This is a genomic window from Flavobacterium sp., assembly GCF_013822155.1.
GTDB lineage: Bacteria > Bacteroidota > Bacteroidia > Flavobacteriales > Flavobacteriaceae > Flavobacterium.
The window spans coordinates 45,514-58,862 of sequence record NZ_PNJW01000008.1; the positions used below are offsets into that span (position 1 = coordinate 45,514).

At 31.7% G+C, this 13,349-nt stretch carries 13 protein-coding genes; 7 read left to right on the plus strand and 6 right to left on the minus strand.

Features of this window, described 5'->3' with window-relative positions:
- Positions 1-8: 8 nt before the first annotated feature.
- The 6 genes from C0512_RS03655 to C0512_RS03680 form a co-directional block, all read right to left on the minus strand.
- On the minus strand, positions 9-557 hold the full coding sequence (locus tag C0512_RS03655; protein ID WP_290858982.1) for a sigma-70 family RNA polymerase sigma factor: 549 nt from the start codon (positions 555-557) through the stop codon (positions 9-11).
- The gene (locus C0512_RS03660; protein WP_290858984.1) at positions 548-1,654 is read right to left on the minus strand and encodes a glycosyltransferase; all 1,107 of its coding nucleotides are present in this window, start codon (positions 1,652-1,654) and stop codon (positions 548-550) included. The genes C0512_RS03655 and C0512_RS03660 overlap by 10 nt, the downstream gene beginning before the upstream one ends.
- 14 nt (positions 1,655-1,668) lie before the next feature.
- Positions 1,669-1,872 (minus strand): membrane or secreted protein, encoded by a 204-nt coding sequence (locus tag C0512_RS03665; RefSeq protein WP_290858985.1) that lies wholly within the window; start codon positions 1,870-1,872, stop codon positions 1,669-1,671.
- Positions 1,873-1,969: 97 nt separating this feature from the next.
- Positions 1,970-2,983, minus strand: coding sequence for a UDP-N-acetylmuramate dehydrogenase (gene murB, locus C0512_RS03670; protein ID WP_290858987.1), 1,014 nt, complete (start codon positions 2,981-2,983; stop codon positions 1,970-1,972).
- A 9-nt stretch (positions 2,984-2,992) separates the two neighbouring features.
- Positions 2,993-3,667, minus strand: a complete 675-nt coding sequence (locus C0512_RS03675; RefSeq protein ID WP_290858989.1) for a DUF2461 domain-containing protein — start codon at positions 3,665-3,667, stop codon at positions 2,993-2,995.
- A gap of 4 nt (positions 3,668-3,671) precedes the next feature.
- A complete protein-coding gene (locus C0512_RS03680) occupies positions 3,672-4,751 on the minus strand; it encodes a DNA replication/repair protein RecF (protein ID WP_290859023.1) in 1,080 nt (359 codons plus the stop codon).
- A 178-nt stretch (positions 4,752-4,929) separates the two neighbouring features.
- On the opposite strand from C0512_RS03680, the gene C0512_RS03685 reads away from it, so the two are divergent.
- The 7 genes from C0512_RS03685 to C0512_RS03715 all read left to right on the plus strand — a co-directional run bounded on the left by C0512_RS03685 (position 4,930) and on the right by C0512_RS03715 (position 13,330).
- On the plus strand, positions 4,930-5,706 hold the full coding sequence (locus C0512_RS03685) for a tetratricopeptide repeat protein (protein ID WP_290858991.1): 777 nt from the start codon (positions 4,930-4,932) through the stop codon (positions 5,704-5,706).
- Positions 5,707-5,709: 3 nt separating this feature from the next.
- Positions 5,710-6,192 (plus strand): 6,7-dimethyl-8-ribityllumazine synthase, encoded by a 483-nt coding sequence (gene ribH, locus C0512_RS03690; RefSeq protein WP_290858992.1) that lies wholly within the window; start codon positions 5,710-5,712, stop codon positions 6,190-6,192.
- A 218-nt stretch (positions 6,193-6,410) separates the two neighbouring features.
- Positions 6,411-9,335, plus strand: coding sequence for a T9SS type B sorting domain-containing protein (locus C0512_RS03695; RefSeq protein ID WP_290858994.1), 2,925 nt, complete (start codon positions 6,411-6,413; stop codon positions 9,333-9,335).
- 124 nt (positions 9,336-9,459) lie between these two features.
- The gene (locus C0512_RS03700; protein ID WP_290858995.1) at positions 9,460-9,753 is read left to right on the plus strand and encodes a hypothetical protein; all 294 of its coding nucleotides are present in this window, start codon (positions 9,460-9,462) and stop codon (positions 9,751-9,753) included.
- Positions 9,753-11,603: a DNA mismatch repair endonuclease MutL gene (gene mutL, locus C0512_RS03705; RefSeq protein ID WP_290858996.1), complete on the plus strand. Its 1,851-nt coding sequence runs from the start codon at positions 9,753-9,755 to the stop codon at positions 11,601-11,603. Before C0512_RS03700 ends, mutL begins: the two co-directional genes overlap by 1 nt.
- The gene (locus C0512_RS03710; RefSeq protein WP_290858998.1) at positions 11,600-12,409 is read left to right on the plus strand and encodes a rhomboid family intramembrane serine protease; all 810 of its coding nucleotides are present in this window, start codon (positions 11,600-11,602) and stop codon (positions 12,407-12,409) included. The genes mutL and C0512_RS03710 overlap by 4 nt, the downstream gene beginning before the upstream one ends.
- Before the next feature lie 48 nt (positions 12,410-12,457).
- Positions 12,458-13,330: a rhomboid family intramembrane serine protease gene (locus C0512_RS03715; protein WP_290858999.1), complete on the plus strand. Its 873-nt coding sequence runs from the start codon at positions 12,458-12,460 to the stop codon at positions 13,328-13,330.
- The last annotated feature ends 19 nt before the right edge of the window (positions 13,331-13,349 follow it).

The following is a 13,349-nucleotide window of genomic DNA, read 5'->3' on the forward strand; positions in this document are numbered from 1 at the left end:
TTGTTGAATTATCTTTTTAAAATAATTTCTGCCAACAATTTTTTTGCCCGAAGCAATTTTATTTTCACATTGTTTAGAGGTTCGTCCAAATGTTCAGCAATTTCCTGATAACTTAATTCCTGAAAGTATCGAAGTTGAATAACTTCCTGATAATGGGGTTTTAACTCTTTTATGTAGGCTAATAAACGAGACAAATTTTGTTCTGTAATCAACTTATCTTCAGCAGATGGAGTAGTATCGGCAACATTATAAGCTTGATGGTCTTCTTCGTCATTCATATCCACAAAAAGCGTAGATTTCTTTTTTCTAAGCATGTCAATGTGGACATTTTTAGCAATTGCAATTAACCAAGTGTTAAATTGAAATTCTGAATTATAACTGGCAATTTTATCAAATGCTTTGGAAAAAGTTTCGATGGTTATATCTTCAGCATCGGTTTCATTTTCTGTTCGCTTAAGCATAAAACCATAGACTTCATTCCAATACATGTCTAATAATGAAGTAAAGGCAACTTGGTCACCACTAATGGCTTTTTCTATGATTTTTTTTATTTCCAATGAACAGGTTTTGAAAAAATATTAGTAAAAAACACATTTAATTGAGTGAAAATAAGAGCAATTTCCATGACCGGAAACCAATAGATAACGTCTTTTTCGTTTAGTTTAGTAGCAGCAAAACCCATTGATATCCAAGCAAAGGTGTAACGAATTAAAACAACAGGCAAAACAAACATCCATTGAAAATTAATGGACAATAAAAGAATGGCTAATATTAAAAATAATAATTGTGTCAGAAAAAACAACCCTAATTGAAACCGATCAAACATTTTGTAATAAGTAGCAGTTGAAACATGTCTGCGTTTTTGTGTAAACCACTCTTTATAAGTTGTTTTTGGCATGGAATAAGTGAAACTTTCTTTTGAAAAGCAAACTGCTGTATTTTCTTTTTCAGAAGCTTGATTGATAAATAAATCGTCATCACCGGAACGCAATTTCATGTGGTCAATAAATCCATTTACTCTAAAAAATTCTTCTCGTTTGTAGGCTAAATTTCGTCCGACACCCATGTAGGGTTTACCCATTTTTGCCCACCCAAAAAATTGAGTAGCCGTTAACATTGTTTCAAAACGAATCAGTTTATTTAAAAACGAATCAGGTATTTTTTCATAGGCTCCGTATCCCAATACAATTGTTTTCTTTAGGGTGAAATTAGAACTCATTTCCTTAATCCATTCTTTTGAAGTTGGATAACAATCAGCATCTGTAAATAACAGATATTCGTTTTTAGCGGCTTTAATTCCGAGGGTTAAGGCAAACTTTTTATTTCCCCAAAAGGCTTCGTTGTTTTTGACTTTAACTAATTTTACCCGGGAATCCTGTTTTTCAAATTGTTCAAATAATTCTAACGTTTCATCTGTAGACGAATCGTCAATTAGAACTAATTCAAAATCGGGATAATTTTGCTCTAATAAAAGCGGAACAAATTTTTTAATGTTATCCGCTTCATTTTTAGCACAAACAATAACGGATATCGGAATTCGTTTTGGATTATTTTTCTGGTTTTTTGTAAACGAAAAATTACCAAATACAACAATGTAATAGAATAATTGAATGATTACGACTCCAATTAAACTATAAAATAAAATGTCGAGCATTGTTTGGTTCTGGTTTAAGAATGTGAAGGTTCAGAACAATCTTTCATTTGTTCGGAAGTTTTTCCGCAAAAACTACAATTCTCGCCCTCTTTATTTAAAAACGGACTTTGACTGGCACAAGTTCCGGAAAATTTTCCATCTTTTTTTGCCCATATTTTAATAGCAATTCCAGCAAAAGCAAGTGCAAGAAGACCAATTGTGATTAAGACCAATTTCATTTTTCAAGTGTTTTTTTACGTGGCAAAGATACAAAAAAGTGTTCACTTAATGGTTCGTTATTTAAAGTTAATTTTAGAAATAAAACCTTTTTAAACATCAAATAATGTTGACTTCTGTCTCAATGGAAATAGAAAAAGTAGCTTGAATTGTTGCTTGAATGTCTTTTGCTACTGCTAATATTTCCTGACCGGTTGCGTTTCCGTAGTTTACTAAAACTAAGGCTTGATTTCTATGTATACCGGCATCACCAAAACGTTTTCCTTTAAATCCGGCTTGTTCTATAAGCCATCCGGCCGGAACTTTCACTTCTGTTTCTGAAACTACATAATGAGGCATTTCAGGAAATTTTTGTTGAATTTTTTCAAAATCAGTTTTCAAAATAACCGGATTTTTAAAGAAACTTCCACTATTTCCTAACTCTTTCGGGTCCGGTAATTTACTTTGACGGATAGAAATGACCGCATTACTAACGTCTTTTAACGTTGGATTAGTAATATGTTGTTTTTCCAATTCAGTTTCAATCGCACCGTAAGATGTATTGAGTTTGTGTTCTTTTTTGGTTAATTTAAAAACAACTGAAGTTATAATAAATTCATCTTTTACTTCGTTTTTAAAAATACTTTCGCGATACCCAAATTTGCATTTTTCATTGGTAAAAATCATCAACTCTTGCGTTTCACTATGAATAGCTTCACATAACACAAAGGTGTCTTTGATTTCTACACCATATGCTCCGATATTTTGAATGGGGGTAGTACCTACATTACCCGGGATTAAAGATAAGTTTTCTAAACCACCAAAGTTTTGATCAATTGTCCAAATTACAAACTCATGCCAGTTTTCACCGGCTTGACTTTCAACCCAAACAAAATCATCATTTTCATCTATGATTTTTTTCCCTTTTAAGTCTAAATGAATGACTAAAGCATCAATGTCTTGTGTTAGCAACATATTACTGCCACCTCCAAGTATAAATTTTTTAGTTGTTGGATTTTCATTTAATACGGTAATCAATTCATCAACGGAATGAACTGAAACGAATTGTCTGGCTTTGGCTTCAATACCAAAGGTGTTATACTTTTTTAATGAAAAATTTTTATGAATTTGCATTTTATTCTCTTATTCAATAGTTTCTAAAGCACGGTTCAAAAATACGTTCAAAGGTTTTAAAATTATAAGTTTTTGAGCCATTTTTTTTGCAAAATTGTTATCTGTAAAGAGCGAATCATCGATTTTTTGAGTGGCAGTGAAACTTTTTAATTTTAAAAATTCAATTGCTGGATGATTAGGCTCATAATCTTTTGGAGCTTTTTTAAGCACATTAGATTCGTCTCTGTCTAAACTTCCATATTCTTTTTTAAAGCTTGGATTAGCTAAAATTTCTTCTAAATCCTCCTGAAAAAAAGCAATTTCTTTACGAATTTTTTTCAAATCTTCCGGTTCCGGACAATGAATTCCGGCGGCAATAAAACTGCTTCCTTTTTCATAATGGATATAATATCCGGGTGCATTTTTTCGATTTCTATCGGTTGTCATCCAAATTCCCATGTTACTTTTATAAGGCGATTTGTCTTTAGAAAAGCGAATGTCTCGATTGATTCTAAAAGTACAATGTTTCACTTCCAGTAATTCCAAACTAGCATCTTGGGGTTTCATTTCTTGCAATAAAGCAGCAATCAAAGTTTGGTATTCTTTTTTAAAAAGATCATACCGTTTTTTGTTTTCATGAAACCATTCTTTGTTATTGTTGTTTTTTAAATCGTCAATAAATTGGAGTGCACTAGCTTGAATCATGATTTTATAATTTAAAAATTTTATAACTCTGATGTGTCGATTTTACAATATTTTCTGTTCGTTCAGGATGAGTATCAGAAATGAAAAGTTGACCAAATTCATCGTGGTTAACCATTTCTACAATTTTACTTACTCTAAATTCGTCTAATTTATCAAAAATATCATCAAATAGCAATATAGGTTTTTGACCACTATTTTTCTTTAAAAATTCAAATTGAGCTAGTTTTAAAGCAATTAAAAAAGATTTTTGTTGTCCTTGTGAGCCAAATTTTTTAATTGGATAGCCGTCAATTTCAAACGACAAATCATCTTTGTGAATGCCAACAGAAGTATATTGTAGAGCTTTATCTTTGGCTAAGTTAACTTCTAATAATTTTTCCAAATTATTTTCAAATAAATGGCTTTCATAGACCAAGTTGACTAGTTCAGCTGAATCGGTTATAGCATGATGATGCTTGTTAAAAATAGGTAGAAAATTCTCGATAAATTCTTTTCTTTTATCAAAAATAGTTTGCCCTAAAGCTTGTAATTGTTCATTATAAATTTGCAAAGTATCTTTATCAAATGTCTGATTTAAAGCAAAATATTTCAACAAGGCATTGCGTTGTAAAATAATTTTTTGGTATTGGATGAGTTGATTTAAATAGGATAAATCGAGTTGTGAAATCACGCTGTCCATGAATTTCCGTCGAGTTTCACTTCCTTCTGTGATTAAATCGCTGTCAGTAGGGGAAATGATTACTAAAGGAATTAAACCTAAATGTTCAGAGAATTTATCATAAACTTTCCCATTGCGTTTTAAGATTTTTTTGAGTCCTTTCTTTAAACTACAGACAATTTGTTCGTTGCGATTGTTTTTATCAAAATCACCTTCAACAACAAAAAATTCTTCTCCATGCTTAATATTTTGTACAGCCAACGGATTAAAATAGCTTTTGCCATAAGCTAAATGATAAATTGCATCGAGAACGTTGGTTTTTCCTACTCCGTTTTTTCCAACAAAACAATTTATTTTGGTGTCAAACTCAAATTGAGTCTCAGAAAAATTTTTATAATTAAAAAGTGAAATTCGTTTTAAAAACACAATAAGACGGATTAAAATGTTCAGTTTGTTTTGTAATATACCCTGCAAAAGTAATCTGATTTAAAGGAATAATTGCAGTACAAAATCAAAGCCATGCAAAATATTCAAAAATATCTAAAAAATTACTTTCAAATAGGAATAAAAATTTTATTTTTGCGGCTCATTAAATTAAATATAAATGGCAACTTACAATAAAAGAGGATTTAAATCTCCAAAACCAAAGGAAGTAGAAGATATTGAAGAGAATGTTGATATCGATGCAAAAGACAGTACCACAGCTGGTGTTTTTAATAAGTTAGATGAAGGAGCTTCTAAAACTGAAGAGTGGGTTGTTAAAAATCAAAAATATATTTTTGGAATCGTTGGTGCTATCGCTTTAGTTACTATTGGATATTTAATGTATCAAAAGTTTATTGTTGAGCCAAAAGAAACAGATGCTGCGGAAGAAATGTTTACAGCTCAACAAAATTTTCAAAAAGCAATTGATGGAACAACCGGTCAAGACAGTTTATTTAATGCTGCTTTGAATGGAGTAGACGGAAAATATGGTTTTATTAAAATCGCTGATGAATATTCAGGAACAGATGCCGGAAATTTAGCTAATTTTTATGCGGGTGTTTCTTATTTGAACCTTGGTAAAAACACAGAAGCTATTGCAAGTTTGGATAAATTCAAATCGGATGATTTAATTTTAAGTACACAAGCAGTTGGATTAATTGGTGATGCTTTTGCACAAAAAAATCAATTAAAAGAAGCTTTAGAATATTATATAAAAGCTGCCGAAATGAATGTGAATGAAATGACAACGCCTATCTTTTTGCTTAAAGCAGGTCAAACTGCTTTAACGTTAGGTCAAAAGGCAGAGGCATTAAAATATTTTACAGAAATCAAAGAAAAATATGAAACGGCTCCGGAAGCTCGTAATATTGATGGCTTAATTGGAATGGCACAATAAATCATGGCTACCGAAAATAAAAATTTATCGCAGTACGATAAAAACACACTCCCAAACGTTAGTGATCTTTCGTTTGGGATTGTTGTTTCTGAGTGGAATGAAACAATTACAGAAGGCCTTTTTCAAGGAGCTTTAGCTACTTTATTGGATTGCAATGTGAAACCTGAAAATATTATTCGTTGGAATGTTCCCGGAAGTTTTGAACTCATTTACGGTTGTAGTAAAATGATGGAAATAATTCCTAATTTAGCTGGGATTATTGCCATTGGCAGTGTGATTCAGGGGGAAACTAAACATTTTGATTTTGTTTGTGAGGGCGTCACACAAGGCATAAAAGATTTAAATGTAATGGGGAGAGTACCCGTTATTTTTTGTGTATTAACAGATAATAATCTTCAACAATCTATCGATAGAAGTGGTGGTAAACACGGTAATAAAGGTGTTGAAGCTGCTGTTGCCGCCATTAAAATGTCTCATTTTCAATAGTTTTTCAATTATTATTTAGATTTTTCAATCTTTTCTTCCTTATTTATTTTTAAATAGTAAGTAAGCATTGTTTTTTTAATTAATTTTAACAAGAAATGGTGTTTGCGTTTAAAGCAAATAGTTGTTTTTACATTTTGGCTATGAAAAAAACATTTCTATATATAATTCCTTTTCTAATTTCATTTTTTGGTTTTGGTCAAAATTTGCCAAATGATTGTATGAATTATATACAGGCTTGTGATAATCAAAATATTGCCTATGATGTATCAGGTTTCGGTGTGCAAGAAATTATTCCTCAATCTTGTTCATCGCAAGAAAATAATTCATTGTGGATTCGTGTAACTGTTGAACAATGGGGAACTTTAGGTTTTGATTTGGTTCCTATAAGTTCTGCAATTGAGGAAGATTATGATTTTTGGGTATTTGGTCCGGATGCTTCTTGCTCTAATTTAGGTTCACCGATACGATGTTCTACAACTAATCCCGAAGCAATTAATCAAGCAAATAATCATACCGGAATGAATTCGTCTTCCAGTGATTTTTTTGAAGGTCCTGGAAATGATGGTAACAGTTATGTTCGAAATTTATCGGTTATGTCCGGTCAAAGTTATTTTATTGTTATTGATCGACCAATTGGAAGTTCTCCATTTACCTTAACTTGGACTGGGACAGCAACAATAGCCAATCCATTTCAAGCCTATAATTTTCAGGATTTTGATGAAGTAACGTTATGTGATTCCGGGAATGACGGCATAGAAACTTTTGATTTTTCTACCTTAAGTGCAAGTTATCTTGCCGGAACGAATGGCGAATTTGTTGTTACATATTTCAGTTCTTCAGAGAATGCTATTTTTAATGTAAATCCTTTAGTTGGTCCAGTTGCCGTAAATTCAGCTACTTATTATGCTAGGGTTTCTAATATTTTAACGGTTTGTTTTGAAGTCAAAACAATCCCGATTGTTTTAGGTGGTATTGAAGTAAATGATGTTTCTGAAATTGTTTGTGAAAATACTGTTAACCAAGAAGCAATAGTTGATTTAGGAGCTTTTTCGAACGAGATTTATACAGGAAATGATTCAGTTTCTTTTTCCTATTTCCCAACTTTAGCAGATGCTGAAGGAATAACAAACGAATTGACGAATGTGCAATCAATTCCATTACCAATTGGAATGCATGCTTTTTTTGTTAGGGTAGTTTCGGGGGATTGTTTTGCAATTGCTGAACTTGCGATTGAAGTTGTTGCAAGACCATTGTTAAATTCGAATATTTCTCTTAAACAATGTGATGATAACCTGGACGGATTTAGTGCTTTTAATTTAACGGAGGCTAATTCATTATTGGTTACAAATACTAATGGGTTAGTTTTTGATTATTTCACAAACCTTACGGATGCTCAAGATAACTTAAATAGAATTCTAAATCCGATGAATTTTGTAAACCAAAATACTGGTTTTGGCGAAGTTTATGTTCGAGTAACCAATTTGAATAATTGTTATAACATTGTCAGTTTGAGTTTAATTGTTGCTACAACTTTAATTCCGGCTGGTTATCTGGAAACTTTTACGGAATGTGATGATACGGCTTCGGGTTCTAATACTGATGGTATTTCAACATTTGATTTTAGTTCCTTTACGAATACAATTTTAAATTTATTTCCACAGGGGCAACAATTAATAGTTACTTATTTTGAGTCTATTGAGGATGCTTTAGCAGAAAATAATCCTATTTTGGATACTGCTAACTTTGTGAATAGTAATTCTCCTAATTTTCAAAATATTTATGTTAGAATTGACAGTCAGTTGAATAATTCATGTATCGGATTGGGGCATCATATTACGTTGAAAGTAGAACAAATTCCAATCGTGAACCCTTTTGAAATAGTAACTTGTGACGACGACGATGATGGATTGTTTAGTTTTGATACTACCAATTTAGAAAATAATTTTTTAAATGGATTGACCAATGTAACAATCGAATATCGGGATCAAAATAATGTTGTTTTACCTAGTCCATTACCAAATCCATTTGTGTCGGGTACAAAAACACTTCAGGTTACAATTAAGAACAATACACTTTTGGCCTGTTCCTTTCAAACTACTCTTTCCTTTGTAGTTGATTATTTGCCGAAAGCATTTGAGGTGCCTACTAGTTTGATTCGAGTATGTGATGATGAAATTGATCCCTCTGTACAAAACGGAGTTTATAGTTTTGACACATCATCCTTTCAATCGGCAATTTTGGGCGGTCAAACAGGAATGATAGTTGAATATTACGATGAAAACAATGTGCCACTGAGTAGTCCGCTACCAAATCCTTATGTTAGCAGTTCACAAATTATAACAGCAAAAGTCATTAATCCTACTAATCTAAATTGTTTTGCAACTATTCAAATACCATTAACCGTTTTGCCAACTCCAAAGATTATTTTAGAAGGTGATATTCAATATGTTTGTAAAAATAATCCCGATTATTTTGTTGAGCTTACCGCAGGATTAGAGGATGAAAATTCAACTGGTAATTACAATTATCAATGGTTTTTAAATCAAACTTTAATTCCGAATGCTGTTAATTATTCAATTTTGGTAAATCAAGCGGGAAACTACACAGTTGAGGTAACTTCATTCGAAGGTTGTGCCAAGACGAGAACCATTCAAGTGATGGATTCAGAAATTGCAGTAATTGAAGATATTATTATAAATGATTTAATTGATGAAAATTCAATTGTTATAGTTGTTTCTGGAATTGGAAATTATGTTTATAGTATTGATGGCGTTTTATACCAGGAGTCAACTATTTTTACAAATGTTGAGCCCGGATTAATTACAGTTTACGTCAAAGATTTATATAATTGCGGAATTGAAACTAATGACATTAATATTTTAAGCATTCCCAAATTTTTCACTCCAAATTCTGATGGATACAATGATTTATGGAACTTGAGAGGAATAACCCAAGATTCTAATGTAAAAATACAAATAGACATTTTTGATCGATACGGCAAATTGTTATTTCAAATTACACCCGTCAATCAAGGTTGGAACGGAACAATTAATGGTAATCCTTTACCGGCAGATGATTATTGGTATGTAATCAGTTTAGAAGACAATCGAACAATTAAGGGGCATTTTTCATTAAAAAGATAATTTAGTTTACAATTTCTACTTTTTAATTTTTACTTTTTTTGTTGAAAAGTAACAAAACTTTCACATATTCAAATTTTCAAGTCAATTGAGAATTACTTAACTTTGAAGGTTAATACAAAACACAATGATTAAAAAATCGTTATTCAAATTGCCCAAAAACAGAAGTTTCAATTATACTCCTAGACATTATCAAGGGAAGGAGCATGGCAACTTGTATGATTTTGATTCTAAGTTTAATAAAAACCGAGAAACGGTAAACTATAATGACTTCAGAGCACATTGGAGTGATGCCAGAAATGACAGCAGACACCGTGGTAACAGAGAAATAAATTTCAGATTAATTGCCATAATCCTTGTATTACTATTGATTTTTTTATTCATTATCGATTTCGATCTTTCCATATTTATCAAAAGATAATGTCGAGTATTATACAATTACTTCCCGATCATGTGGCTAATCAAATTGCTGCCGGTGAGGTCGTTCAACGACCTGCATCTGTGGTAAAAGAATTGTTAGAAAATGCAGTTGATGCAAAAGCTACAGATATTAAACTGATAGTAAAAGACGCAGGAAAATCATTAGTTCAAGTAATTGATAACGGCAATGGAATGAGCGTTACGGATGCCAGAATGTGTTTTGAACGCCATGCAACTTCTAAAATTCGTCATGCTGAAGATTTATTTACTATTCATACCAAAGGATTTAGAGGAGAAGCCTTAGCGTCAATAGCAGCAATTGCTCATGTGGAACTAAAAACAAAACAAGAGTTTGACGAATTAGGAACGCATATTATTATTGAAGGGAGTAAATTTATAACACAAGATCCTTCTGTTTTGCCAAAAGGAACATCCTTTGCCGTAAAGAATTTGTTTTTTAATATTCCGGCACGGCGTAATTTTCTTAAGTCAGAAACTGTAGAACATCGCCATATTGTTGATGAATTTCAGAGAGTTGCTTTAGCTCATCCTTCCATTCATTTTACGTTTATTCATAATGGAAGTGAGTTGTTTAATTTGCCCTCTTCAAATTTAAGACAACGGATAGTCGCTATTTTTTCAGGGAAAACCAATGAAAAATTAGTCCCTATTTCTGAAGAAACTGAAATTGTTCAAGTGAATGGTTTTATTTCAAAACCTGAATTTTCAAAAAAGAACAGAAGTGAGCAATTCTTTTTTGTTAACAATAGATATATTAAGAGCGGTTATTTGCATCATGCAGTGATGGCTGCTTATGAAGGTTTACTCAAAGATGGTATGCAACCGGGTTATTTTATTTATTTAGAGGTATCACCAAATACTATTGATATCAATATTCATCCTACCAAAACTGAAATTAAGTTTGATGATGAACACGCTTTATATGCAATTTTACGTTCTACCGTAAAACATAGTTTAGGTCAATTTAATGTGGCTCCCGTATTGGATTTTGAACGTGACCCCAATTTAGACACACCTTATCATTATCAAAATAAAGATGCTTCGACGCCATTAATTCAGGTTAATTCTAATTTTAATCCGTTTGCGGAAGAAAAAGCAACAATGAATTTTGGAGGTTCAACTTATAGAGAAAGAAAAACGGAAAATGCTCATTGGGAAAGTTTGTATGTTGGTTTAAAAAATGACACTAAGGAAATAGAATCATTTCCATTTGAACAGGAAGCAGTATCAAGCTCCCTTTTTAACGATACAGATATAGAGGAATCTAAAAACAGAACTTATCAAATTCAGAAAAAATACATTTTGAGTTCCATTAAATCAGGCATGATGGTGATTGACCAAAAAAGAGCTCATCAACGAATTTTGTATGAGCAATATTTGAAAAACATGACAGTTCAACAAGCCTCCAGTCAGCATTTGTTATTTCCTTTAGAAATTTATTTTTCTACTAATGAAATTCATTTGATGAAAGAGTTAAAAACAGCTTTAGAAAATACAGGATTTATTTTTGATGCAATTGAAAGTGATAAAATTATCATTTCAGGAATTCCAATTCAAGTAACAGAAAGTGAAGTTTCTATTGTTTTAGAAGAGTTAGTAAATGATTTACAAGATGGGATTCCGGAAAGTAGCTTTAGTCAAAATGATTCTATTGCCAAATCAATGGCACGAAGTTTAGCGGTGAAAACAGGAACTTATTTAACTGAAAAAGAGCAGGAAAACATAGTAAATGGCCTTTTTGCATGCAAAGAGCCGGATGTTTCTCCATTTAACAAACCCACATTCATCACTATAAGTGTGGATGATTTAGATAAAAAATTTGCGATATGATGCGAATGACTGAAACCGTAAAGCAATTGGTAATTATCAATGTGATTTTTTTCATTGCTTCTAATACAATTGCGACAGCTGCTAATGATCTTTTGGCACTTTATTATCCTTTGAATGATAATTTTCATTGGTGGCAACCCATTACACATATGTTTATGCATGCTAAATTGCCTAATTTGATGCATATTTTCTTTAATATGTTCGGATTAATCATGTTTGGCTCAGCTTTGGAACATTTTTGGGGATGGAAAAAGTTTTTGTTTTTTTATATTTCTTGTGGATTAGGAGCAGCTTTACTACACACCGGAATGAACTATTATGAGATTAATTCATTGTTACAACAAGTTTCTGAATTAAATATTTCAGCTTCTGATATGCACATATTAATGAATATTGATCATACTAATCAATTTGATGTTAATAATAAAATTATTGACGGGAGTTTAAATAATATTCTTGAAAAAGTAAATGCTAATCAAGAGCAATATAATATTATTGTTCGTGCAGCAATCAAATATCAAACCGCCGCTGTTGGAGCATCAGGAGCATTGTATGGTGTAATTGTTGCCTTTGCTTTTATGTTTCCAAATGCGGAATTGATGTTGTTGTTTTTACCAATACCCATCAAAGCGAAATATTTTGTTCCGGTATTAGTTTTAGGTGATTTATTTATGGGATTAAAAGGAGAATCTATTTTCGGAGGTGGCGGAATTGCCCATTTTGCTCACGTAGGTGGAGCTTTAACCGGATTTTTAATGATGTGGTTTTGGAAGAAAAATCAGTTTAATGAAAAACGGTGGGATTGAGAAAGGTAATTAATAAAGGTGGATGGTAATTGGTAAAAGATAATTGAAATGAGTATTTTAAAGGAATTAAAACAACAATATATTTTAGGTGGAGTAACTGAAAAGTTAATCTACTGGAATGTGGCTTTGTTTGCCATTCCATGGATAATAAAAGGTTTGTTGTCTTTATTTGGAATTGGTTTTAATTTTACAGACTATATCAGTTTATCTTCTAACCCAAGTGATTTGGCATGGAAACCTTGGTCTGTTATTTCTTATGCTTTTTTTCATGCCGATATTTTTCATGTTCTTTTTAATTTGATTATTCTAAACTTTGTTGGGCGATTGTTTTTGACCTTTTTTACTCAAAAACAATTATTGAGCTTATATTTGATGGGTGCCATTTTTGCGGGATTAATTTATATTTTAAGCTATTTGCTTTTCCCGGCATTGTCGAATCAATTAGTCACATTAGTTGGAGCTTCCGGGGCTATTATGGCTGTTTTATTTGCTGTTTCGTCTTATGCTCCCTACATGCAAATTAGGTTGCTTTTAATAGGTAATATTAAACTCTGGCACATAGCTGTTTTTTATTTGGTTATTGACTTAATAAGTTTGTCCTATACAAATGTTGGCGGTCACATAGCCCATTTAGGAGGAGCTTTATTTGGCTATTTATATGCTAGTCAACTTAAAAAAGGAACAGATATTACAAAAGGATTCACTTCCTTAATGGATAGTATTGTAAATTTGTTTAAAGCTAAAAAGAATACACCGTTTAAAAAAGTACATAAAAACACAACATATACAAAACCTAAACCTAGTCCAAAAGATAAATCACAACAGCAGATTGATGAAATTTTAGATAAAATCAGTAAATCTGGTTATGATAGTTTAACAAAAGACGAAAAAGAATTTTTGTTTAAAGCCGGAAAAAGTTAATAATTGCAATTAATTTGGT